Annotated in this window: 21 protein-coding genes; 10 read left to right on the forward strand and 11 right to left on the reverse strand. The window is 51.1% G+C overall.

The features are described 5' to 3' along the window. Nucleotides 1–295 precede the first annotated feature (295 nt). From phsA to J3L11_RS12855, 4 genes are all read left to right on the forward strand, one after another. Nucleotides 296–2,575 (forward strand): thiosulfate reductase PhsA, encoded by a 2,280-nt coding sequence (gene phsA, locus J3L11_RS12840; protein ID WP_207571248.1) that lies wholly within the window; start codon nt 296–298, stop codon nt 2,573–2,575. 13 nt (nt 2,576–2,588) lie between these two features. After that, on the forward strand, nt 2,589–3,161 hold the full coding sequence (locus J3L11_RS12845) for a 4Fe-4S dicluster domain-containing protein (protein ID WP_207571249.1): 573 nt from the start codon (nt 2,589–2,591) through the stop codon (nt 3,159–3,161). Continuing rightward, complete coding sequence (nrfD, locus tag J3L11_RS12850) at nt 3,158–4,096, forward strand: NrfD/PsrC family molybdoenzyme membrane anchor subunit (RefSeq protein ID WP_207571250.1); 939 nt, start codon at nt 3,158–3,160, stop codon at nt 4,094–4,096. The genes J3L11_RS12845 and nrfD overlap by 4 nt, the downstream gene beginning before the upstream one ends. Before the next feature lie 124 nt (nt 4,097–4,220). Next, on the forward strand, nt 4,221–5,420 hold the full coding sequence (locus tag J3L11_RS12855; RefSeq protein ID WP_207571251.1) for a conjugal transfer protein TraF: 1,200 nt from the start codon (nt 4,221–4,223) through the stop codon (nt 5,418–5,420). Nucleotides 5,421–5,440: 20 nt separating this feature from the next. On the opposite strand, the gene J3L11_RS12860 is transcribed toward J3L11_RS12855, so the two are convergent. Both J3L11_RS12860 and metJ read right to left on the reverse strand, forming a co-directional pair. Further along, nucleotides 5,441–6,178, reverse strand: a complete 738-nt coding sequence (locus J3L11_RS12860; RefSeq protein ID WP_207571252.1) for a sulfite exporter TauE/SafE family protein — start codon at nt 6,176–6,178, stop codon at nt 5,441–5,443. A 68-nt stretch (nt 6,179–6,246) separates the two neighbouring features. Continuing rightward, a complete protein-coding gene (gene metJ / locus J3L11_RS12865; RefSeq protein WP_133038511.1) occupies nt 6,247–6,561 on the reverse strand; it encodes a met regulon transcriptional regulator MetJ in 315 nt (104 codons plus the stop codon). 215 nt (nt 6,562–6,776) lie between these two features. On the opposite strand from metJ, the gene metB reads away from it, so the two are divergent. Both metB and J3L11_RS12875 read left to right on the forward strand, forming a co-directional pair. Then, on the forward strand, nt 6,777–7,937 hold the full coding sequence (metB, locus tag J3L11_RS12870; RefSeq protein ID WP_207571253.1) for a cystathionine gamma-synthase: 1,161 nt from the start codon (nt 6,777–6,779) through the stop codon (nt 7,935–7,937). Nucleotides 7,938–7,955: 18 nt separating this feature from the next. Next, on the forward strand, nt 7,956–10,349 hold the full coding sequence (locus J3L11_RS12875) for a bifunctional aspartate kinase/homoserine dehydrogenase II (protein ID WP_207571254.1): 2,394 nt from the start codon (nt 7,956–7,958) through the stop codon (nt 10,347–10,349). Nucleotides 10,350–10,603: 254 nt separating this feature from the next. On the opposite strand, the gene J3L11_RS12880 is transcribed toward J3L11_RS12875, so the two are convergent. From J3L11_RS12880 to J3L11_RS12895, 4 genes are all read right to left on the reverse strand, one after another. Beyond that, nucleotides 10,604–11,266, reverse strand: a complete 663-nt coding sequence (locus tag J3L11_RS12880; protein ID WP_207571255.1) for a hypothetical protein — start codon at nt 11,264–11,266, stop codon at nt 10,604–10,606. Between the two features lie 91 nt (nt 11,267–11,357). Continuing rightward, nucleotides 11,358–11,858, reverse strand: coding sequence for a hypothetical protein (locus J3L11_RS12885; protein WP_207571256.1), 501 nt, complete (start codon nt 11,856–11,858; stop codon nt 11,358–11,360). A 187-nt stretch (nt 11,859–12,045) separates the two neighbouring features. After that, nucleotides 12,046–12,819, reverse strand: a complete 774-nt coding sequence (locus J3L11_RS12890) for a hypothetical protein (protein WP_207571257.1) — start codon at nt 12,817–12,819, stop codon at nt 12,046–12,048. Nucleotides 12,820–12,968: 149 nt separating this feature from the next. After that, nucleotides 12,969–13,697 (reverse strand): DUF2726 domain-containing protein, encoded by a 729-nt coding sequence (locus tag J3L11_RS12895; protein ID WP_207571258.1) that lies wholly within the window; start codon nt 13,695–13,697, stop codon nt 12,969–12,971. Nucleotides 13,698–14,011: 314 nt separating this feature from the next. Between J3L11_RS12895 and metF the strand changes: the two genes are divergently transcribed. Beyond that, nucleotides 14,012–14,908 carry a methylenetetrahydrofolate reductase gene (metF, locus tag J3L11_RS12900; RefSeq protein ID WP_207571259.1) on the forward strand — a complete coding sequence of 299 codons (897 nt, stop codon included), beginning with the start codon at nt 14,012–14,014 and terminating at the stop codon, nt 14,906–14,908. A gap of 60 nt (nt 14,909–14,968) precedes the next feature. Here metF and J3L11_RS12905 read toward each other — a convergent pair whose 3' ends face one another. After that, complete coding sequence (locus J3L11_RS12905; RefSeq protein WP_242695237.1) at nt 14,969–16,828, reverse strand: methyl-accepting chemotaxis protein; 1,860 nt, start codon at nt 16,826–16,828, stop codon at nt 14,969–14,971. A 267-nt stretch (nt 16,829–17,095) separates the two neighbouring features. Between J3L11_RS12905 and slyA the strand changes: the two genes are divergently transcribed. The 3 genes from slyA to J3L11_RS12920 are packed head-to-tail and all read left to right on the forward strand — an operon-like array spanning nt 17,096 to nt 19,678. Beyond that, nucleotides 17,096–17,557 (forward strand): transcriptional regulator SlyA, encoded by a 462-nt coding sequence (gene slyA, locus J3L11_RS12910; protein ID WP_133040180.1) that lies wholly within the window; start codon nt 17,096–17,098, stop codon nt 17,555–17,557. Between the two features lie 25 nt (nt 17,558–17,582). Then, nucleotides 17,583–18,641 (forward strand): HlyD family secretion protein, encoded by a 1,059-nt coding sequence (locus tag J3L11_RS12915; RefSeq protein ID WP_207571260.1) that lies wholly within the window; start codon nt 17,583–17,585, stop codon nt 18,639–18,641. Between the two features lie 8 nt (nt 18,642–18,649). Further along, the gene (locus J3L11_RS12920; protein WP_207571261.1) at nt 18,650–19,678 is read left to right on the forward strand and encodes a DUF2955 domain-containing protein; all 1,029 of its coding nucleotides are present in this window, start codon (nt 18,650–18,652) and stop codon (nt 19,676–19,678) included. A 51-nt stretch (nt 19,679–19,729) separates the two neighbouring features. Here the strand turns inward: J3L11_RS12920 and J3L11_RS12925 are convergent, their stop codons facing one another. The 4 genes from J3L11_RS12925 to J3L11_RS12940 all read right to left on the reverse strand — a co-directional run bounded on the left by J3L11_RS12925 (nt 19,730) and on the right by J3L11_RS12940 (nt 24,704). After that, nucleotides 19,730–21,580 (reverse strand): DEAD/DEAH box helicase, encoded by a 1,851-nt coding sequence (locus J3L11_RS12925; RefSeq protein WP_207571262.1) that lies wholly within the window; start codon nt 21,578–21,580, stop codon nt 19,730–19,732. A gap of 286 nt (nt 21,581–21,866) precedes the next feature. Next, complete coding sequence (locus J3L11_RS12930; RefSeq protein WP_207571263.1) at nt 21,867–22,433, reverse strand: TlpA disulfide reductase family protein; 567 nt, start codon at nt 22,431–22,433, stop codon at nt 21,867–21,869. Next, entirely contained in the window at nt 22,430–22,813 is a 384-nt protein-coding gene (locus J3L11_RS12935; protein WP_207571264.1) for a cytochrome c-type biogenesis protein, read from the reverse strand. The genes J3L11_RS12930 and J3L11_RS12935 overlap by 4 nt, the downstream gene beginning before the upstream one ends. Beyond that, nucleotides 22,806–24,704 (reverse strand): cytochrome c-type biogenesis CcmF C-terminal domain-containing protein, encoded by a 1,899-nt coding sequence (locus J3L11_RS12940; RefSeq protein ID WP_207571265.1) that lies wholly within the window; start codon nt 24,702–24,704, stop codon nt 22,806–22,808. Before J3L11_RS12940 ends, J3L11_RS12935 begins: the two co-directional genes overlap by 8 nt. Nucleotides 24,705–24,807: the final 103 nt, after the last annotated feature.

Here is a 24,807-nt window from a genome sequence, read left to right on the forward strand (position 1 = left end):
AGTTAATATTGGCCATTTTTATGTGTCATTAAATGGTTATTTTCAGCTTCAGTTAATTAGTAAATAGAATGTAATTCCGTTCACATATTGCAGGCAGAAGCCCAGACTTCTTATGCCTTGGATCACATCCAGATGCACATTGTGGTTTACCACAATACCCACAGAATATTCAGGGGTTAACAATCTACTCGAAATCAGCGCAGATGCAGTTGCGATACAAACCACGCAATGCGTCTGAATAAAAACGATTCCGAGTGAACTATTCGTCTTCCGTGGAAGATGATGGAGGTTAACCATGATAAAGCTTGATCGACGGGCTTTCCTTAAAGGCGCAGGCGCAACCGGTGCTTCCTGTGCCTTAACTGGCGTTATCCCCGGCTCCATTGCTGCGGTCGGTGCGCCAGCACTGAGCGGCAGTGCTGAAGCGGTGCCCAGTATCTGTGAAATGTGTTCCACCCGTTGCCCTATCTCTGCTCGGGTAGTGGATGGTAAGACGGTATTTATTCAGGGTAACGCCGAAGCCAAGGCGTTCGGTGGTAAAGTCTGCGCCCGTGGCGGTGCGGGTCACAGTCTGCTGTATGATCCACAACGTATTGTTAAGCCGATGAAACGCGTGGGTGAGCGTGGCGAAGGCAAGTGGCAGACCATCAGTTGGGAACAAGCCTACAGCGAGATTGCCACCAAACTGAACGAGCTGAAAAGCAAATATGGCCCAGAAACTGTGGTGTTTTCTTCCAAGTCAGGTTCGGAACACACCCATATTTTCAATATGGCGAACGCTTTTGGCAGTCCGAATACTTTTACCCACTTGTCAACTTGCCCCGGTGGTTATGAAGTTGCCGCCCACGCTATTTATGGCACTAAGCTCAAACGCGATTTAAGCAACAGTAAGTTCATCATCAACTTCGGTCATAACCTCTATGAGGGGATCAATATGTCCGAAACGCGTGCCTTGATGACGGCGCAGATGGATAAGCATGCCAAATTGGTAGTGTTTGATCCGCGTTTCTCTGTCGTGGCTTCAAAAGCTGATGAATGGTATTCGGTACGCCCTGGTAGTGACGTTGCCGTGGCGCTAGCGATCAGCCAAGTGTTGATTGCCGATAATCTTTATGACAAGGCGTTTGTCGAACGTTATGTGGATGGTTTTGAGCAATTTGCTGCGCAGGTTGCCGGATACACGCCAGAATGGGCGCAACAGCTCTCAGATGTGCCCGCCAAGGACATTCGCCGTATTGCTCATGAACTGGCCAAAGCGGCACCCCATGCAGTGGTCGATTTTGGTCATCGTAGTACCTTTACGCCAGAAGAGTTTGAGCTGCGTCGGGCAATTTATGCCGCTAATGTGTTGATAGGCAATTTTGAGCGCAAAGGGGGTTTGTACACTGGCAAAAAGGCCAGCAGCTACAATAAATTCGCCGGTGCTGAAGTCGCGCCATCCTTGGCAAATCCAGGCGTGAAAATTCCTAAACCTGAAGCCAAACGTATCGATCAACTGGATGAGCAGTATGCGCTGACCTGGAAGATGGGCGGCGTCTACCAATCGATTATTGATACCGTAGAAACTGGCAAACCTTATCCTATCCATGGCTGGGTAATGACCCGTACCAACCCGATGCAGACCGTGACAGACCGCAGCAAGGTGGAACGGGTACTGAAGCAGATGGAACTGGTCGTGTGTTGCGATCTGTACGTCAGTGAAACCGCCGCTTTTGCCGATTACATTCTGCCGGAATGCACTTATCTGGAACGTGATGAAGAGATTGCCGATAAGTCAGGTAAGAACCCCGGTTACTATGTACGCCAGCAGGTGGTCGATGTGATTGGCGAGGCCAAACCCGCTTGGCAGATCTTCCGTGAATTAGGGATCAAGCTGGGCTTACAAGCCTATTATCCTTGGGACAATATCCAGACCTTGCAGTTGGCTCAGCTCAACAAAGATGATGCGCTGCTGAAACTCATCAAAACTAAGGGCTATGTCAGCTACGGTAAGCCCCTGATGCTGCGTGAACCGCAGATGGTAGCCGACTTTGTGGCGGCCTATCCTGGCGCTCGTGTGGCAGATGAAGATGGTACTTATGGCAGTGCTGTGAAATTCAAGACCCCAAGCGGCAAGATTGAGCTTTACTCCGCCGAAGTTGAAGCGATGGCGCCTGGGCGCGGCCTTATTGCCTATCACGATGTTAAATTGAAGCAACCTGATGAGTTGTACTTCATTCAAGGCAAGGTAGCAGTGCATACCAATGGGGCCACTCACAATGTTCCGATGCTCGCTAACCTGATGTCAGATAACGCGGTGTGGATCCACCCACAAACTGCCGCGAAATATGGCATCAACAGTGGTGACAGCATCCGTCTGACGTCTAGCGTTGGCAGCGAAATCGGCCATGCGCTGGTCACTAAGGGCATTCGCCCAGACACCGTATTTGCATACATGGGCTTTGGTTCAAAAAACAAGGAACTGACCCGTGCCAGTGGCAAAGGGCTGCATTGTGGCAATCTGTTGCCGCATGCGACAGCACCTGTATGCGGTATGTGTGTACACACTACTGGCGTGAAACTGGAAAAGGCATAACGGGAGGCCGACAATGAGCAAAAGATATGTCATGGTGCATGATGAAAACAAATGCATCGGCTGTCAGGCGTGCAATGTTGCCTGCCGCAGTGAAAACCAAGTGCCCGAAGGTGTGACCCGTCTGCAGGTTCGCGTGGAAGGCCCATTTGGTGAAGTGCCATTATTGCACTTCAAATATAACCGAGTGTCTTGTCAACAATGTGAAGATGCGCCTTGCGTTAAGGTGTGTCCCACCGGAGCGGCGTATGTCACTGCCGACGGTATCGTGTCGATTAAACAAGATAAGTGCGTTGGCTGTCAGTATTGTATCGCTGCCTGTCCTTACAAAGTGCGCTTTATCAACCCAGTCAGTCACACCGCTGAAAAATGTAATTTCTGTGCCGATACTCGGCTAGCACGTGGCGAACAACCTGCCTGTGTCACTGTGTGCCCCACCAATGCCTTGGTGTTTGGCGATGCCAATGACGCCAATAGCGAAGTGAGCAAACTGCTGAACAGCGCGCCAACCTATCGCGAAAAAGTCCATCTTGGTACGCAACCAAGGGTTTATCGTATTCCTGCCCGCAAAGGAGGGATTGAAGCATGAACAATATCTGGGGTGATATGTCACAGTACAATCCTGTGACCTGGCATTGGGTGATTGCCGTATACCTGTTTCTGGCCGGGCTTTCTGCAGGCAGTTTACTGATCGCCATCGCGATGCGTTGGGTAAAAGGCGACCGTGAGGAGAGTCCCGTCCTTAAGGCCGCTGCACTCATTGCACCCGTGGCTATCTGTCTGGGAATGTTATGTCTGGTCGTTGACCTGACTCGGCCGTTCCATTTCTGGTTGATCCTCGTTAACTATAACTTCACGTCAGTGATGTCTATCGGGGTGTTGGCGTTATTGGTCTTTATTCCGTTGACCTTCCTGTATGCACTGGTGGTATTCCGGGGGCAACTGGCAACTATCGGTTTGGGCTTCCTGCAAGGACTGGCCGATGTGCTGAATGGTCTCAGAAAACCAATAGAAACGTTGTTGTTTGCGCTAGCGGTGATCGTGGGTGCTTACACCGGTTTCCTGATCTCGGCGATGAACATCTATCCGATGCTCAATACCGCGATTCTGCCAGCGCTGTTCTTGGTGTCAGGGATTTCTGCTGGTGCAGCCGCCAACGCAGTTGTAGCACTACTGCTGTTCAGAACTCCGGCGCATGATCATGAACTTGGCCGTATGCACGGTATTGAGCTGCCAGTCGTTGGCATCGAGATGCTGTTCCTGTTCATGCTGTTTTGTGGCCTGTACTTCAAGGGTGGCGCTGCTGCTGCCGCACTGGCATCACTGACAACTGGCACTTGGGCTGCGGTGTTCTGGACATTGGTGGTGGCAGTTGGTTTTGGTGTACCGCTGTTATCGCTGCTGTTACCGGCGCAGCAACGTCATGGCAAAGGTGTCATGCTGCTAGGCGCGTTGTGTAGCCTGACCGGGGTGCTGGCACTAAGACACTTCATCCTGTATGCGGGACAAAGTTATCTTGGGTAAATCATTTATGTGATGGAAATCAAAGCCCTCGCTTCAGCGGGGGCTTTTTTGTGCCGCTTTTTCTGGAGAGTCATTGGGTAACAACTATCTTTAATTGAACAAACAGCGGCTGGGGAGAAGCGGGATGAAACTGAAGATGCTGGCGTTGCTATGCGCCACTACATTAAGTTGTGGGCCACTATGGGCCGGGCAAGATGTGTATGAAGCCAGAACCGATGCCATGGGCGGTGCGGGTGTGGCGGCAGGTGACAGAATGGTGGCGGGTTTTATCAATCCGGCATTATTGAGCCTAACGGAGCGCCAGAGCGAAGACGTGAGCCTGCTGTTGCCAACCTTAGGTGCTGATGGTGCCGATAAAGACAAAATGGTCGATAAATTTGATGATGTGCAGGACAACTATGATGCTCTGGAACTGGCGATAGATAACCGCGATGTTGAGGGAATGCTGCATTATCGCGATCAGCTATTGGGGAATCTACAGTCATTAGTCGGCAATAGCGCTTACGCCAGTGCTGGCTTGGGATTTGCCGTGGTGTTGCCCTCTAGTAAGCGAATGTCAGTTGCCGTTATCGCTAAGACTTATCTGGATGGTTTCGCGCTAGCCGATATCCGTGCATCCGATCTGTTGTTATTGAGTACGCTGGATCCGCTAAATCCGCCAGCCCTGGATGATTTGTCATCTCAAGGGCGCGTGATTGCCGGGGCGGTTTCTGATGTCGGTGTGGCGCTGAGCAGTGGCTTCACTGTGGCGAATATGCCGCTCACCGTCGGGATTACGCCGAAATTGCAGCGGCTGGATACGTTCAATTATGCGGTGTCAGCCAACAATTTTGATGTTAATGATTTTGACAGTGACGATTATCGTAACGATGACACAGGTTTTAACCTGGATGTTGGGGTCGCACTGCAACCCATGCCGGGGCTGACCGTGGGGCTCAGTGGCCGCAACTTGGTGAAGCAAGACATGCAGACCATGGTTTCCGAAGGCCAGCAATTAACCTACCAAATCAAACCCATGGTAACTGCTGGTATCGCTTATGAATGGCGGACAGTGATGTTAACCAGCGATATCGACTTGACGGAAAACAACAAGTTTGCCGAGCTGGAAGGGCCGAAATATTGGCGTGTCGGTGGTGAAGTGAAAGCCACTGACTGGCTAGCGTTGCGACTTGGTTATCGCCAGGATCTCAACGATGTCACCACCGATATCTATTCAGTGGGAACGGGTATCGCTATTGGCAAGTTCTTTAGATTAGATTTGACTGGGATGTTTGGCAGCGATAACGCTATCGGCGGCGCGTTACAGACCTCGTATCACTTCTAGGTGAAACAACAAGGGCGTTGTCAGGATAGCAACGCCCACAAGGATTTGAGTGCTAGCAATAATGCGCTGGCGCCACACAGCGCTAATGTCAGCAAGCGGGTGCGGCGTTTATCTACTCGGGGTAACAAGATGCCTGAGGCGAGAAATCCCAGCACTACCGCCGGTAATAACAGCACAGATAACAACAAATCGCGCCAACTGACCATACCGGACAGCGCCAAAATCAGCAGACTGATACAGGTGCTCACCATAAAAAATGCCGACAACGCCGCACGGAATTTACCGGCTTCGCGCCCCGTGAGCAGCAATGCCATCGGCGGGCCACCGATACCTGCTACCGTCCCGAATATGCCCGAAAAGGCACCTGCAATAAACAGGTTGCGACGGGTGACGGCGACGCTGAATTTCTTCAAGCTCATCACTACTGCCGCGCCAACAATGGCCGCAATAATCAAGCCCAGCACCGCGCGCGGCGCCAATAGCAACGTAACCCCCAACAAGCTGCCGGGAATCCGTCCGGCCAATGCGTATTGCAATCCGCCCAGTTCCAGATTGCCGCGCTCGCGCAGCAGTGTTAGCAACGCAATGGAAAAGCTCAGAATAATCACCGGTACTGGCACCAGTTCCGGGTCAACAATATAAAGTAGCGGGGTAGAAACGACCGCTAGACCGAAGCCTAACAGACTTTGCGTCACGGCACCGATAACAATAATCAGCGATGCCAGCAATAAGGTAACAGGATCGATCAACGACCACATAACAGCGAAGTAACGCCGGGAAACTCCCGGCTGTCAGTAAAATGAGAAAGGCTTGGGAAACGGCACATTTACTCCATTTCTTCCCATTCGATGCCCATATCTTCCATCATCTGCTTGGCTTCCGCCGGGATACTGTCGGGCTGATCTTTGGACAAGTCTTCATCGTTGGGTAACGGCTGGCCGGTGTAGGCATGCAGAAATGCTTCACACAGCAGCTCACTGTTAGTGGCATGACGCAGGTTGTTGACCTGGCGACGAGTGCGTTCATCCGTCAGCACTTTCAGTACTTTCAGCGGAATAGACACAGTGATTTTTTTTACTTGTTCGTTTTTCTTCCCGTGCTCAGCGTAGGGGCTGATGTATTCGCCATTCCATTCAGTCATGTTGCACCTGCTATGTCACTAATTCGCTGCCGATTTTAAACCCTTACACCCTACAGTCAAATCTCGGGTCGTAATACTGTATCACAAAAATGGAATTCTATACATTTGGACGTCTAAACGTCTTTATGCCTATTGACGCCAAGGGGGGAGTTGGTAGAATTTAGCCATCCAGACATCTTTATGGTGTTTCTTGTAAAGCATTTGAGGAGCCAAAAATGACAGCACGGAAAATGGCGACGATTGCCGTCCGTCAGGGGATTGAGTCCGATAGCCAGCATGGTGCTGTGGTTCCGCCCATCTATCTTTCAACCAACTACGCTTTTGATGGTCACACAACGCCAAGGCAGTTTGATTACAGCCGTTCCGGTAATCCCACTCGCAGTATTCTTGGTAATGCGATTGGTGAACTGGAACAGGGTTGTCCGGCAGTGATCACCACCAGTGGTATGGCGGCGGTGACGCTGGTGGTCAGCCTGCTTAGCCCCGAGGATCTGCTGGTGGTGCCACACGACTGCTATGGTGGATGTTATCGACTGTTTACCAATCTGGCGAAAAAGGGTCAATTTCAACTGGCAATAGTGGATCAAACCGATACCGCAGCGCTGCAACAGGCCATTGCCCGTAAGCCGAAGATGGTATGGATTGAAACGCCCTCGAATCCTTTGTTGCGAGTCATTGATATTGCCGCCATCGCCGCTGCTTGCCAAGCCGTTGGGGCGCTACTGGTGGCAGATAACACCTTTTTGTCGCCCGCGTTGCAGCAACCTTTGCTGCTCGGTGCCGATATCGTGGTGCACTCCACCACTAAATACCTCAACGGTCATAGTGACGTGGTCGGTGGCGCGGTGATCGCTAAAGAGCCTGCATTGGCGGAACAACTGCATTGGTGGTCGAACACGCTGGGATTGACCGGCGGCGCGTTTGACAGCTATCTGACATTGCGCGGTTTAAGAACATTGGCATTACGCATTGAGCAGCATCAGAGTAATGCCGCTAAAATCGTCGAGTTGTTGCAACACAGTGCCCAGGTACAGCAGGTATATTATCCCGGATTAGCAACACATCCCGGTCACGAAATCGCTGCCAGACAGCAGCAGGGCTTCGGTGCTATGGTCAGTTTTGAGCTGACGGGCGGTGAAGCGCAGGTAACGGCATTTCTCGGTGCGTTACGTTATTTTTCGGTCGCAGAAAGTCTCGGTGGTGTAGAAAGTTTGGTGGCAGTCCCTGCTACAATGACTCACCGCGCGATGGAGCCGGCCGCCCGTGCTGAAGCGGGCATTAAAGATACCCTGATTCGTTTGTCCGTTGGTATCGAAGATCCACAAGATCTGTTGGACGATATCGCTGCCGGTTTGGCAGCCGTTGCCGCCTGTTGAGTTGGGGAGCATTAATTGATGGCACGTAGTCACTTACATAAATTTGGTGGTAGTAGTCTTGCCGATCCTGACTGTTACCGGCGTGTGGCCCACATCCTGCTGACCCACGGGCGGCCTGATGATCTGATAGTGGTCTCTGCCGCAGGCAAAACCACCAACTTCCTGTACAAGTTGTTAGCGCTGCGTGAGCAAGGCCAACTGTGGCAGGAAGAGTTGCAGGTGCTGATGAACTATCAGCAAAACCTGATTGAGCAGCTATTGAGTAATTCTCAGGCGCGGCAGTTGCGGGAACGCTTAGCCAACGACCGGGCGACACTGATGAGCTTGCTGGCGCTGGATGGGCGTAGCGACTACCAATGCAATCAGGTAGTGGGCTTTGGTGAACGTTGGTCTGCCCGGCTGATGGCAGCGTTGCTGCGTGAATCTGGGGTGGCCGCCTGTAACGTTGATGCGCGCGGTCTGCTTATCGCTGATGAGGCGGCAGTACCCAAAATTCGGGTAGAAGAATCCCGTGCCAAAGTGCAACAGATGCTCAAGCAGCATCCCGATGAACGTTTGGTGATCACCGGTTTTATCTGCGCCAATCCGGCAGGTGAAATGTTGTTGCTGGGGCGTAACGGTTCTGACTTCAGTGCCACCTTGATTGCCAGTCTGGCCGATATTGACCGGGTCACTATCTGGACTGACGTAGAAGGGGTGTTTAACGCCGACCCCAACAAAATTCAGGACGCCAGATTACTGCAAAACATGTCATTGGCAGAGGCAGACCGCTTGGCACGGCTCGGTTCCCCGGTACTGCATTCCCGTACGCTGCAACCGCTGTATAACACGCAGGTGAGTCTGGCGGTGCGCTCCAGTTATGCGCCGCAAACCGATTTTACGCTGGTGGCACCGCAAAACGATGTTGCCAGCGCGCCAGTGGTGACCAGTCTTGATGAAGTGTTAACGGTCACCTTGCAATTGCAATCGCCGTGGGAAAACTTGCTAGAAGCGCTGGAACATGCCGGGTTACAACCTTTAGCGCATTGGTCAGTGGGTAAACAAAAGCATGAATTGGCCTATACGCTGGAGTCAGGTAAACAGTTGCTGGCGCTACTGCAGCAGTTAACCGAGGCATTAGGGATCAGCGACGTCGAAAGCCATCGCGGTTTTGGCTTGGTGGCTTTGGTGAGTGCCGCCGCCGCACAGTATCGGCGCAGTTTTGCTCGGCTGTTGAGCCGTGAAGCCCGGCTTTTGTATCAGGATGCGCTGAGTCTGGTAACCTTGGTGCCGCAGCAGCAGGTGGCCTTGCTGACGCAGAAAGTTCATCGTCGCTGTGCTGGCCCGCGTAAACGTATCGGTATTATTTTGCTGGGGGTTGGCAATATCGGTGAAGCCTGGGTCACGCTGTATGGCAAATCCGCGCAGCAGCTTAATCGCCAGTTGGAAGCTGAGGTAGTGTTGGTGGGGTTGGCGAGTTCCAGCAAGGCGCTGTTTTGCAATGCAGGTATTGCGGTGACTGACTGGCAGACACGCTTCGAGGCCGAAGCCACGCCGTGGCAATACGAGCATCTGTTTGAACAAGCGGATGCGCTGGCGTGTGATGAACTGATCGCGCTCGACATCAGCGCCAGTGCCAGCCTGACCTTGCAATATCCCGAGTTTTTTGCCCATGGTATCCATATGGTCAGTGCCAACAAACTGGCCGGTTCTGGGCCGTTGGCGTTTTATCGTGAATTGAAACAGATGTTGGGAAACCGCCGTTTGTTCTGGCGCTACAATGCCAGTTGCGGCGCTGGCTTGCCGGTGCAGCATGCGCTCAATGATCTGCATAATAGTGGCGATCAGGTGCAGGCCGTGGGGGGGATTTTTTCCGGCACACTGTGCTGGCTGTTTGAAAACTATGACGGCATTCGGCCATTCTCGGAACTGGTGCTGGAAGCCAAAGCGCTGGGTATTACCGAACCGGACCCACGCGATGATCTTTCCGGCCGCGATATGCAGCGTAAGCTGTTAATTTTGGCTCGGGAAATCGGCTTGGAACTGGAGCTGGATGATATTCGCCTCAGCTCACTGGTGCCCGCACATCTGGCAGAGATTTCAATCGATGAGTTCCTGCAACGCTTGCCGGAGCTGGATGGTGAACTGGCACAACAGTATGCAGCGGCTAATGAGCAGGGCAAAGTGCTGCGTTATGTGGCGGCATTGGAGCGCACCGAGCAAGGTGTGAATGCTGAAGTGGCGCTGCAATGGGTGGAACCGAGTCATCCCTACGCTAACTTGACGCCCGGTGATAACGTGTTTGTTATCCGCAGTGCCTTTTATCAGGGCAACCCGCTGATCATTCGCGGCCCAGGCGCTGGCCGTGAAGTCACCGCCGCGGCAGTGCAGTCAGATCTTGTGCAGATCTGCCGCGATCTATTAGAAGATTAAATGCGGCACCGATATGCCAATTCTGCTCTAAATAATAAGGCTCCTGCGGGAGCCTTATTATTTAGTGGCGTATGCGGTTGTGTAGCTGAGGAATAACCTAGCTGTCTTTGGGACATTTTCGAGTTAAAGCATTAACTCTAACTCGACATTTTCGGATAAAAATTTCTATGGGTTAACGCCGCACACAGGGGTGCGAAAAAGCTTGGCTAAAATTAGGAACGAAGTGACGCAGCCAAGCTTTTTGCGTCCCATCATTATTGCTTTGTTAGCTCTTGGCCGTAGAAAAGAGCCACATAATGTATAAACTCTTTTAAGTTCAGGTCAATAATACCCCAATCCCGCTCCTCTTTTTCCTGTGGCCACAAACGAGCGAGCTGTCTAATAGAGTTTGTTAGGCTTAACCAAATCATTGCATGTTGATGTGATATTTGAAATGCCACAGGAACTAGCTGCTCAAAAGTTGGCAAAATTTCGTCGGCGGCTTGAACGATAATTATGCACTTAGCTTCACCTAGTTTTTTATATGTTGATTCCTTCTCAAACCTATCAAGGTCGTTTAAATGCTCAGAAATAGGCTTGCAATGTATGACGTGCTTGCTCCAGTGGAACAGACCATCTATTAAGCCCTTATCATAAACTTCTAATACAAACGATATTGGCTGGCCTAACTTTTTCTTGAGTTCATTTTTAGTCTTGATCTCAGGTAGTAAAACAACCAAGACGTAAAAAATTGTACTCACAATATAACCAACAGAGAGATTGAATATAATTGAATTACCATTATCAAACTGAAGAAAAACATCGTGAAGCCAACCATCTCCCAAGGCTGACCAAACCGTCTCATCTGAAGATTTCACCAAAAGAAAGGCTGACATAGCAAGCAGAAGCCACACTGCATTTTTGACAAATAATTTCAATATGAAGCCTCCGAGAGAGCTAACGCCCGCAGCACGGGAAAAATTGAAGTGTACTGAACCTGAAAAAGTATCCCCCTGTTTGATCTTGTTGCTATGCAACTTTACGAAAACTAATATTCAAATACCTTGGCTTGATACCACTAAGAGGCTCTATCGTCTTGGCAAATGAATGTACTTTACAGTTGAACTCAATATTTCCTTCGAGTGATGTGTCGCTTTGCCCTGCGTACCTTGCAATTTGGTCTGCATGCCCATCGGGAATTGGGTCGTTAAGGTAGAGTGTAACAACTTCTCCTGGAGCAATTTTTTGCTTTTTCAAAATTGAAGTATTTATGTTCACCCCAGCACAATGGAATTTAAAACTTCCTCGATCTAACTCAATGTGAAACGGGGTCAAATTGATTAATTGAAGATACATTCTGAAAGACGCAACTTGTCCTAAATCAACTGCTACAGATTCATAGCGAGGACGAATATCTACGTATACAAGTTTTGCAAGTTTTTCCCGCGAATATCGCCAACGTACAATCCATGGGAAGACTTTGCATACCCAACTCCATATGCTTTTAACTGGAATAGTCTCAATAACCATAAATCAAACAGTCCTTATAGGGCATTACACCTCAATCATGAGCGACACCGCCGTGAGCAGAGAGCTCCCACTCATTAACTTGATTGCTACTTAATGAATACAACCCAAATATACTTTATTGAATCGCTACCGTTAAAGTAATGACTTTGTGGCCTGAAGAATGCTCCTCAGCATAGTACCGTAAACTTTATCTTTCTTTGATTGTGACCTCGATAGGTTTACCGCCCTCGAGCACACAATGCCCATTATATTTACCCGCAACACCTAACTTATTGGACGCCTCAAATTCGATATCCACTACATTTCGACCAGTTGCGTTGTAGGTAATGTTCTTGCTACCTAGCAGTAACGAAGGATTGTAAGTAGAGGAGTTGGTCACTTTACCTTTGAGTGCGTTACTACATACATCGATAGCGGCTCGATTTGCCAATGGGCTGGCTGGTTGCTTTGTAATACCCTGCTCTAGCTCATTCATCGACACCCAAATTCGACTTTTGTGTGAAGACTTGTCATGACAATCGATGTAGAAAGAGTTTTTACGTGAGGTCGATTTCGCCGCGTCGATCAGTAAGTAGCATTGCGCGTTAGTATTCATTAAATTTGCAGTATATTTCTTTATTAACTCCGCTTCACGCTTGTTCATGCCATAGATATCAGGCTTTTTGACAAATTGCCCAGACAATTCTTCAATCACTTCGTTTCGACTTTTGGGTTTGTTTCCACATGGAATAATTTCATCAAGTAGACGGTGACGAATTGACTTACCGTCATAGAACCAATTATTAGAAACTCCACTACCAGAGCTTACTGTACCATCCTCATGCATAATCTTGGTCACAGATTTCCCCGCAACCGTTACTGTTTTAAGCCCACAAGTGAGTGTTTCTGCAAAAGCATTGCTTGAAAGAAAGCACACGATCCAGAGTACTTGTTTGACGCTGAATATGTTGGTATTTGCCATGATAAATACCCTTTATTCTATGTTCATGATGGCTTTCCCTTAAAATCGTCACAATGACACTAGTCAATCTGTAGCATTACTAAAGTTTGGTCAAATGGACAAAGGTCGGATGATGCTAAGCTAGGTTCGAAACTCACTTTGGGGCATTCTTAATCTAAGATGCAGCGGCATTTGGGAAATGAACTACATCCCCAAAATTCGTGTCCTGCATTGCTGCCTGATTTCACTGTTCTAAGTACCATTGGTTTGCCACATTTAGGGCATATTTTTTGTGTCTGAACTTCTGCTTCATCCATAACATGTGATGTTAGTTGCGCAGTGTTGCTCTCATTTCCATCACTATAGGCCTCTGGCGCAATGATAACCTCGCCATTTGCGATACGGTCTGAAGTGCTTATTGCATCTTTAATCAGCTGCCTAAGATCGGCAATGACATAAGCTCTTGCGGCTTTAATCCTGAGTAAAGAAAATCCAGCTGATGCACATGCACTATTTACGAACTCATCACGTTGCTGAGCTTTTTTGGTGTTATGACTCACATCATCAAGTTCAACGCCGAGTATTAGCGAGCAATCGTCTTTATTGCATAGAACAAAATCAAAGTGCTTTGACGACACTTTATTAAATGCCCGTTGCCAGTTTCTTCGATTCATTCCTGATATAGGTACCAGCACATCTGCAATCCGCACTTTAGCAAATACCAAAGCATCATTTCCTACTGCTTGAACTAATGCGCCAAAAAAAGAACGTTCAGCTTTTGTTAGTAAGTATTGCGTCGATTGATATGAGTATGCGGCTTGATGCGGTTTACTACCTAAAAGCTGTAGAACGATGAACAGTACGATGAAAACCAGCATAAATAGCAGTGCAATATCCATATTTAAATCTGTCCAATCCATGTTGTAAGCGGCTAATTGTAAATACTCTGTAGCATCACTAAAATTTGGTCAATCTTTGTATGTCAGATTTACCCCAAAATCACACGGCTGAATCACAATGGGGCTTTCATGCTAAAGACGGCAACATCAAGTCGGAATGTGACCATGTTCCGTACGATACTTTAAGACTCACTATGAGTCGCAGCTTTCTGCGATGGTGGCGATCTTTAGGCTTGACTTCGACGTGAGTTTCTCTAGTATACAGCCATATAGACGTCCAAACGTCCAGATAGATAAAGTTGAGGAAGATTTCGATGGCCTTTCACCACGCCCAATATGCCAGCTCGCTGAATCAGAGCCTTGCCGAGCTTAACGGCGATATCAATGTTTCCTTTGAGTTTTTTCCGCCCGCTACGGCAGAAATGGAAACTTTGTTGTGGAACTCCATCCAACGTTTACAACCACTGCAACCGAAATTTGTCTCGGTGACTTATGGTGCTAATTCCGGTGTGCGTGACCGCACCCATGGGGTGATAGAACGCATCCAGAAAGAAACCAGTCTGGTAGCGGCGCCCCATCTGACGCTGGTGGATGCGAGTGATGAAGAACTGTTGCAGTTGGCTAAAAATTATTGGAACAGTGGCATCCGCAATATCGTGGCGTTACGTGGCGACCTGCCGGAAGGCAGTGCCAAGCCTACCCGTTTTGCTGCCGATTTAGTGCGTTTACTGCGCAGCGTGGCCGACTTTGATATCTCGGTAGCGGCTTATCCAGAAGTCCATCCAGAAGCCGCCAATGCCCAGGCAGATTTGGTTAACCTCAAACGGAAAATTGATGCTGGTGCCAGCCGCGCTATCACCCAGTTTTTCTTTGATATTGAAGCCTATCTGCGTTTTCGTGACCGCTGTGTTGCTGCGGGTATCGATGTGGAAATCGTCCCTGGCATCCTGCCGGTCACTAACTTCAAGCAGCTCAAACGTTTTGCGGGCATGACCAATGTTAATCTGCCGGGGTGGTTACATCAGCAGTTTGAAGGGTTGGATGAAGATCCTTCCACCCGCTCATTGGTGGGGGCTAGCGTGGCGATTGATATGGTAAAAGTGCTTTCCCGCGAAGGGGTGAAAGACTTCCATTTCTATACCCTGAACCGGGCGGAGCTGACTTACGCTATCTGTCATATCCTTGGGGTGCGTCCTAAAGCGGCACCATAAGCGTGTTGTTGCGATAGAAAAAGCCTGCAAATTGCAGGCTTTTTGGTGTGCGCGATGGGGTTACAGGCGGAACTGTCCGAGCAACTGTTGCAGCCGCGCAGACAGCGTTGCCAATTCGCTACTGGCTTCGGCAATCTGAGCGGCGCTATCGCTGCTATGGGCCACGGCATCGTTGATGTTACTGACGTTTTGGTTGATTTCGGCGGACACGGCGACCTGCTGGTTGGCGGCGCTGGCAATCTGAATATTCATCTGCGTGATGGTTGATACTGCAGCGCGGATCTGCTCCAACGCTTCACCAGCATTACCCGCCTGTTGCACACACTGGCCGGTGGTTTGGTTGCTCTGTTGCATCACGGTCACGGCTGAACGGGCGCCTTGCTGCAGATTCTCGATGATCTGCTGGATCTCCGCCGTTGAGGTCTGGGTGCGGCTGGCCAGTGAGCGAACTTCGTCGGCCACTACCGCAAAACCACGGCCTTGCTCACCCGCGCGCGCCGCTTCAATGGCGGCATTCAACGCTAACAGATTGGTCTGTTCGGCAATAGTGCGGATCACTTCCAGCACGGTATCAATCGCTTGGCTGTCCTGCGCCAGCTTATTGATGGTGTCAGCGGCATGGCCGATTTCCCGCGCTAGACCATCAATCTGTGCCACCACTTGCTGCACCACCTGTTTGCCGTCATCACTGGCCTGACTGGCCTGTTCCGCCGCGGTGGCAGCATCGGTGGCATTATGGGCCACCTCCTGTACCGTTGCTGCCATTTCATTCATAGCGGTGGCGACCTGCTCGGTTTCCTGCTGCTGTTTGTCGGCGCTACGGCGACTGTCGCCGGTGATCCCCGACATCTCTTCTGCAGAGGCGGCCAATGATTCGGTCACCTGCGCCACGCTTTGCATGGTACTGTGAATTTTGCTGGCAAAGCGGTTGAACGCCTGTGCTAGTTCGGCGATCTCGTCCTTGCTGTGTACCTTGATACGCTGGGTTAAATCACCTTCACCTTCGGCGATATTGTTCATCGCCCGCGTGGCTTCGCCAATCGGCCCGGTGATACTGCGAGCAATAAACACCGCGATTACGGCACCGATCACCAGCGCTAGCAAACCGATTGCGGCTAGCTTGAGATTGATATGCCACAGCGCCTGTTCGGCATAACTGCGGTCCATTGCAATCGCCAGCACCCCAATCGCTTTACCAGAGAAATCCTGGATCTGATGCAGGTAAATCGCATGACTTGTGTGGTTCACGTCACTACGAAAATGTTCGGTTTGCCCCTGCATGACCTTATTCAGCAGTGGATTGTCTTTAAACTGCGGCAGCTCAAAGGTGCCGCCAAAGCGTGTAAAGTCACTGCCTTTGGGAATGAGTAACGCAATTTCTGCTTGGTAATTTTGCTTGAACTCATCAAAGAATGGCTGGCCGAATGACATACCAAATTCGACCGATCCTATGTGTTTCCCCTCATAGCTGACCGGAGCCAAACCACGGATCCCCAACCCTGCAACGCCTTTTTCCAATCCCATGATCGATTGGTGGCTGCTATTGGTCTGCACTACCGTTTCACGGAAGGATGACAGATCATCACCAAATTTTTCCGGCTTGTGCACCCTTAGGAACGAGAGTGCGGCAGGCGTATGAAACTGGAATTGCTCCACGGCAAAATCCTGTTTCAGAGGCTTGAAGATGAGTTGGCTGCGGGCATTGAGTTGTTGTCGCTGTCCATTAGCAAATTCGGCCTGCATCTCCGGGGTATTGGCGACCACAGTCGCCAGCGCTTCTGCCAGCTTGCCGGAACTCTGAATTTCAGCGGTGGCAGTCTGATACAGCTTTTGCAATTCGCGCTGTTCCGATTCTGCAATCTGAGTAGTGAATTGAGATAATACCAGCGGCATGATGAATGTCATGACCACCACCAGCATGACACATACCCCCAGAATGATGCGGGTTCCCACTTTTAGTCTGGAAAACACTGTAAACCCTCCGGACATGAAAACGACGATAAACAAACGCCAAGTATAGATAGTCAAGTCTATCTCAAGTGTGTGAAACAACTGCTTTTTAATATTTCTGACGGGGCAGATACGCAATATTCGCCGCAGATCACCTTTCTGATTTTCACCGCGGGGATTTACTTAGCAGGCTAAATAAATATAATACTTAGCCTGCTAAATATTTAGGGATCCATGATGGACAAATTGCTCGATCACCTGCGAGAACTGTCACTGGCTGAGCACCTAGGGCGCAGCCACCGGTTGTGGCGCATGGTGGCTGATGCAAAGCTGGTACCGCTGGGTTTGACCCATCCTCGCTGGACGGCGCTGTGGAAGTTACGGCGCATGGGCGATGGTGTCGGTCAAAAAGCCTTAGCCGATGCCCTAGAGATCGAACTGCCATCGCTGATGCGTACCCTGGCGCAGTTGGAGCAGCAACAGCTGATCCTCCGCCATTGTTGTGATCAAGACAAACGCGCCCGCATTGTCTGGTTAACCGATGCTGGACGGCAACTGCTGGATCAGATGGAGACCTTGATTGTGCAAGTACGTTTAGATCTGCTGGACGGCATCAGTGAAGCAGAACTGACCCAATTTGAGCAGATATTGCAACGTATCACCAACAATGCCCAACGCCAATTAGCTGCTAAAAAGTAACAGATTTAGGAGAGTTTCCCGTTTTATGACGCCAGATCAACAGTTTGCCCGCATGATCAAATTATCCATGTTCGGGTTTACCATCACTTTTGCTTATTTCATGCTGGCGGATCTGAAGATTCCGCTGACACCGCAGGCCATGGCTACTCATCTGGTCACCAAGGTGGCGCCGCAGGTTAGCGGTAAAGTAGTGCAGGTGGCGGTGCGCAACAACCAGCAGGTACACCAGGGAGAGCTGCTATTTGTCATTGATCCTCAACCCTATGAACTAGCGTTGCAGCAGGCCCAATTAGCACTGGAGCAGGCACAGCAGGATAACGCTGAGCTGGATGCCTCGATTGCGGCAGCTAAAGCCAGTGTCACTGCCAGTGAAGCGGCTTTAGCACAGGCACAGCGAGAGGCCAAACGGCTGGCGTCCCTGTTTGATGACCACAGCGTGTCGCGCCAGAGCCTAGAACAAGCGCAAACCACGGTGCGTACCGAAATGGCCGCGCTGGCATCGGCCAATGCCCAGTTGGCAAAACTCAAGGTTTCTCGTGGTCAGGACGGCGCGCACAACCTGAAGCTGCGCCAGGCGCAGAATCAACTGGCGACAGCACAGTTGAACCTGGCGTACACCAGAGTAACCGCGGCTGAAGACGGGGTGGTGACTAACTTGCAGCTACAGCAAGGCAGTGTGGTTAATGTGGCGACGCCAGTGTTGGCGCTTGTGTCTCAACATACCGATATCATTGCTGATTTCCGTGAGAAGACACTGAAGGATATCGGCCCTGGCAGTGAAGCCTGGGTGGCATTTGATGGTGAACCGGGTCGGTTATATGCAGCCACCGTCAGCAGTATCGATGCGGGTGTCAGTGCGGGGCAGTTTGCTGCTGATGGCTCGTTGGCGACCCCCACCGAATCTGACCGTTGGGTGCGTGATGCTCAGCGTTTGCGGTTGCATCTGGATTTGCGTAGTCACGAACAGCTGCGCTTGGCGGCAGGTGCGCGGGCCACGGTGCAGTTGCTGCCACAACATGGGATGCTGCGGTTCTTAGCGCATCTGCAAATCAAATTCATCAGCTTGCTGCACTATATCTACTGAGGCGGCCGATGTTATTGCGTAATCAGCCGCTGACGGCAAACGATTTGCGACAGTGCTTGCGGGTGGCAACGGGTGCGACGTTGGGCTTTGTCATCTGTAAGCTGATGAACTGGAATTACGGCGTGTTCTATGTAGTCACCCCGATGCTGTTGTTGGGGTTGGTCCCAACTATGAATGCACATGCGGCGCGGCAGTTGCTCGCCGCTGGCGCGGTCTGTGGCATTGAGGTAGGTATTATTGGCGGCTTGTTTGGCGGGCATCCAGGGTTGATGACGCCGCTGGTGTTCCTGCTGTTTTTGTATCGTTTTGCCTGTATGTCTAAGGGCAGCCTGTTTTTGTTTGGCGCTAATGGGGTCATCAACCTCAGTATTATGCTGCATTTTGCCAGCTATCCGGCGACGGATCTTAACGATCTGATCAGCAGTAATCTGCTGGCCTGTGCCTTGTCTGTTTTTATCGCTTATTTGATGACGGTGTTATTTCCCGATGTGGAAGCACGGGTTTCCCACCAAGCGGAACCCAAGCAGCCACACCGGACGCGCCATGAAGCGCTGCTCGGTGCCAGCATGGCGACAATTTCCTTTATGGTGTTTCAACTGTGCGATCTGAAAGACTCGTTGTCTGCGCAGGCCACTACCTTGTTGCTGTTATTTCCGATGCACTGGAACGGCGCGTTAGGCTATGCCAGGAAACGCGCCATGGGCACCATTCTTGGAGTGATCTACGGTTTGTTGGTGCAGTTGTTACTTTATGACTGGTCAGGCTTACTGCTGTTGGTGGCACCACTACTATGGTTGGGCACTATGCTGTTTGCGCAGGCCCACGTGAAAGAAGCCGCCGGTTCCGGTGTGGGGTTTGGTGCCATGACCACCTTAGGCATCTTATTTGGTCAGTATTTAGCGCCCGGCAATGACCTGTTTTTCAGCGCGTTATACCGTATTTCCAGCATCATGGGCGCTATTGTTGGCACCTTATGTATTTGCTATTTGATCCATCGTCTACTGAATAGCTTTGAGGCCACGCGCTTCGGCCAATAAGCTAACTATGCCCGCCATAAAAAAGGAGCCTGCTGGCTCCTTTCTTCTTAATTATGACTCTTTGCGTTCACGGCGTTTGGGGCGTCGTTCCCCTTCAGCACGGGGTTTGCTGCGCTCGCTACGGGGGCTGCGTTCAGTGTCGGAACGGCTGCGTCCGCCTTCATCTTGTTTCTGGCTGCGACGGGGCTTGCTGCTGCCAGTATCCATTTGTGTGCCGACTTCTTTGATGTTGATTGGCCGACCACAGACGCGTACTTTGCGCAGATGCACCAGAATATCTTTTGGCATCCCGGCTGGCAGGTCGACAGTGGTGATTTGATCGAACAGTTGGATCTGGCCGATGTAACGGCTATCAATGTTGGCCTCGTTAGCGATGGCACCAACAATATTACCCACGCCTACACCATGATCGCGGCCGACTTCCAGCATATAACGGCACATCTTGATGTCTGGATTGTCTTTCAGCACATCAGCGCTGCCCAAATCGGTTGGGGTCGCACGACTACTGCTGCTACGACGGCGACTGCCACGGTCTTCGCCGCTCTGGAATTTGCTGTCCTGCACGTCACGCTGCCGCTCCTGCATTGGTGGCAGTTGCAGTGGCCGTTCTTGTTGAACCTGATACAGCAAGGCGGCGGCCAGAATATCGGTATCGACTTCCAGTTGCTGACACAACTGTGCCACTGCGCCTTTCATAAAGTCTAACTGTTGGGTATTGATGACTTCAGCCACCTGATCGCCAAGACGCGACAACCGACGTTCCGCCACGGTTTCCGGGCTCGGGACTTTCATCGGCGAAATACGGCTGTTGGTGGCTTTTTCGATCATGCGCAACATGCGCATTTCGCGGTTGGTCACAAACAGGATTGCCATGCCGCTGCGGCCCGCACGTCCAGTACGACCAATACGGTGCACATAGGCTTCGGTATCGTAGGGAATATCATAATTAATGACATGGCCGATACGTTCTACGTCCAGACCACGAGCCGCTACGTCAGTCGCGATAAGAATATCCAGTTTGCCATTTTTCAACTGGTCAACCGCGCGTTCACGGGCTTGCTGGTTCATATCACCATGTAATGGTGAACATGCATAACCTCGGGCATCGAGCTTCTCAGCCAATTCGACACAAGCGTTACGGGTACGCACGAAGATAATAATCCCTTCGGTGTTTTCCACTTCCAGAATACGCACCAGTGCTTCCAGCTTGTTGTGCTGTGATACTTGAATAAAGCGCTGCTCAATGGCGTCAACAGTCGCATGGCTGGAGGCAATGCTGATGTTGATTGGACTTTCCAGATGTTTGTTGGCAACGCGTTTGATCTGTTCCGGCATGGTCGCGGAAAACAGCGCCAGTTGGCGGTCATCTGGCGTTTGATCGAGGATCCATTCAATATCGTCGATGAAGCCCATTTTCAACATTTCGTCGGCTTCATCCAGTACCAACGCCTTGATGGTATCTAGCTTCAACGTGCCACGGCGCATATGGTCCATGACGCGGCCTGGTGTGCCAACGATGACCTGTGGGCCACGGCGCAGCGCCTGCAGCTGTTGATGCATGCTCTGACCACCATAAATAGGCAGCACATGAAAGCCTTTGAGATATTTGGCGTAACTGGTAAAGGCTTCTGCGACCTGTACGGCCAATTCCCGGGTTGGCGCCAATACCAGAATTTGCGGGGCGTTTAGTTTGTGGTCAATGGCGTTGAGTAACGGTAATGCAAAAGCACCGGTTTTACCGGTACCAGTCTGAGCCTGGCCCAGAATATCTTTGCCCTCCATCAGCGGCACGATACTGGCGGCTTGGATGGGGGTTGGATGCTCGTAGCCCAATTCGTTCAGGGCGCGCAGCAACTCCTCGGAAAGTCCGAGTTCACGGAAAGTCAGTTCACTGGATGACATTAGATTGTAGCCTTGTGGGTGCGTTGAGAACGCAAAAAGAATTTTACAGCAGGAAAATCAACCCCGCGTCGACTTTCCGTTTCAAAAGCGGCGGATTATAACGCTATGCGCAACAAATATCCAGCGCTGTCGCTCAAGTATAATACAAAATCATCAATAATCTGTAGTAAAAGAACACTTCCTCGCCCTTGGCGTATCGGACGAGGAAGTCGGCGAAAAACACGGTAGTGCCAGAAACAGCAGTGGCCGTGAGCCCAAGTTGGTCTACAGACCATAGAGTGTTCAGTTACGATTGTGGCTGATTGACATACTGATCGGCCAACTGCCGCAAGTAGGGCGCAACGCTGGCATCCGCCCAGTCCACATAGCCACGCACAAAGCCAACGAGTTCCCCATTACCATTCAGTAAAAATGTGGCCGGGACGACATCGGTGGGCAGAATGTCTGCTACCTGTTGTTGTGGGTCGAGCCACATTTGCTGAAACTGCAACTGATGTTGTTGCAAAAAGGGTGGCACCAACGTCAGATCTTCATCAATCGATAGTGGCACCACGCTGATACGTTGCGGATCAAGCTGTGGCAGCAACTGCTGCAGGTGTTGCAAGTCACGCACACATAAGGTGCACCAGGTCGCCCACAGGCTGAGCACTGTGATTCGGCCATGATTATCAGCAAAGTTATGGGCGTTCCCCTGTAAATCACTCAATGCTATCAGCGGCAGTGGTTGCGGATGTTGCAGCATTACCAGTTGTCTGAGCACCATAGGTTTCGGCAACACTTGGTTGCTTGCCTGCGCAGCGCTTGTAGACAGTAGTGACCACAGCAATAATAGCCAAGTCATGTAATGTTTCATCTGTTGTCTCCTTGGCGCCGCCCCAGCAGCAGTAAGCCGCCACACCCTAGTACCAATAACGCTGGTGCGGTCCATAACAACATTGTGGCCGGGGTCAGTGGCGGTTGATAGCGAATACGTTCACCGTAGCGTTGCACCATGAAATTAATGATCTGCTCGCGGTCTTCGCCTTGCTGCAATTTCTGGTAAATCTGCGCTTTCAGCTCCGCTGCAATTGGCGCTTCCGATTCATACAGACTCTGGTTGATGGCGGCAGGGCAACGTAACTCCCTAGCAATGTCATTGCTGAGCTGGATGAGGTTTTGCTCAGCCCCCGCGAGTGGCAGGCTCAGCAGTAGCGCTATCGCCAGCAATGGCTGTAGCCAGTGTCTGCTATTCATAGGCCACTCCTTGGTTAATGGTTTTATGGGGGATGACAATCGGCAACCGCCGATAAATGCGAGGGCAACAGGCGCACAAGGCGGCTGGCAGCAGTAACAATCCCCCGAGCCACAGCCAGCTAATCAGTGGTTTAATGCTGATCCGCACCAGATAAACGCCGGGCTCCAGCTCTTGCCCAAGCGATACATAGAAATCCTGTAACCAGCCGTGGTACACCGCCGCTTCAGTGACTTCCATGCCGTTGCTGCGAAAGGTCTGTCGCTGTGGCTGTAGCGTGGTGATAAGTTGCGTTTGCCCACGATACAGCTCAATGTCTGCGGCAATAGCGTGATAGGCCCTTTGCTCCAGCGTCTGGGTATTGCGATAGACAAAACTGTAGCTGCCAAAGCTACCGTGCAGTGTGCGTCCCTGATCGGCACTCATGCGCAGCAGCGCTTCGGTTTCGTACTGACTGCTACAGGTGCCGCCCAGAATCGCAATTGCCACCGCAACATGGGCGATGCGCGCCGCAATTGTGGGGTGACGCGCTTGGGGGTAAAACCAGAGTTGAGTCTCAGCCAGCAGTATGCCGCTGGCAGCGGCAATGCCGAGAAACGTGAACACCGGGCTGTGGCCGGGAAACAGCAAAACCCACAACCCGCTGAGTAACAGCCACGGCCACAACAGCCAACCGTTACCGTGCCGCCGCACAAAGCTCCAGCTCATCAGCACTGCCATCAGCAGCAATAAGGGAACGAAAATCATATTGAAATAGGGCGCGCCTACCGACAGCGTTCCCAATCCGGCTAATTCACAAAGCAAGGGATAAAGGGTGCCAAGTAGTATTGAGAACGCTGCCGCCAGCAATAATGCAATGCCCAGCAATAGCGCGATTGCGGCGGGCTCTCCATAACATTTAAGCTGGGTGCTGCGCTTGCCATAAAGCCACAATGCTGGCAGCAGCATCAGTGCCATCAACAATAACAACAGCGAGCCGCGCTCGGCATTGCTGGTAAACGCGTGCACCGATTGCACAATCCCCGAACGCACCAGAAAAGTGCCCAATAGACAACTGCCAAAAGCGATAATCCCGAGCAGCAGACTGAGCCGTGCCAGTTGTGGTGAAGGCTGTTTGGGCAGTAAACAGTGCAGCAGTGCGGTAGTGAGCAACCAAGGAATAAAGGCGGCATTTTCTACCGGATCCCAGAACCACCAACCGCCCCAGCCCAGTTCGCTGTACGCCCACCAGGCACCCAACACGTTACCTGCACTCAAAAACAGCCAACTCAGCAAACTCAATTGTCTGAGCGCACGCCATGCCTGATGAAATCTGCCATCCAGCAAAATAGCCACGCAGATGGCAAACAGCGCCCCAAGTAATGCATATCCGGCAAACAACAGCGGCGGATGCAGGATCAGGCCAATATCCTGCAGAATCGGGTTAAGATCGCGTCCTTCCGGCGGCACGGCCGGTAATAGCCGCACAAATGGATTGGCACTTAACAACATCACTAACGCAAAGGCGCCAGCAAACGCCGCTAATATCCCAAGCCCTTGCCGTTGCAGTAGCACTAACGAGCTGCGACGGAAATACTGCAGCAATCCGCCAAGTATCAATAACCACAGTAGCAATGAACCTTCGTGACTGCCCCAAACGGCGGCCACCTTATACAGTAGCGGTAGCTGGCTGTTGCTGTTGTCGGCAACATAACGCACCGAAAAATCATCAGTAATAAAGCAGTAACTCAGCAATAGATAACTGGCGAACACTGCCAGCGTGGCACTATCAGCCAGCAACTGGCTCAGCCTAAAGTGGGTTGGGGTATGTGGCAACCACATCACACAGAATGCGGTGCCCCACATCATTGCCGTTGCCAGGATCAGCAGTAAATGCCCCATTTCTGCTGCCATATCTGTCTCCTTGTCTGCCACTACTATTGTGGAACGTCCCGTCAGCTCAGCTGAATTTAGCGTGTATTCATCAGCAAACTGTGATCCCGCTGAGGTTGCTATT

Origin of the sequence: Shewanella sp. 4t3-1-2LB, from assembly GCF_017368415.1 — a bacterium.
Classification (GTDB): Bacteria; Pseudomonadota; Gammaproteobacteria; order Enterobacterales; family Shewanellaceae; genus Shewanella; species Shewanella fodinae.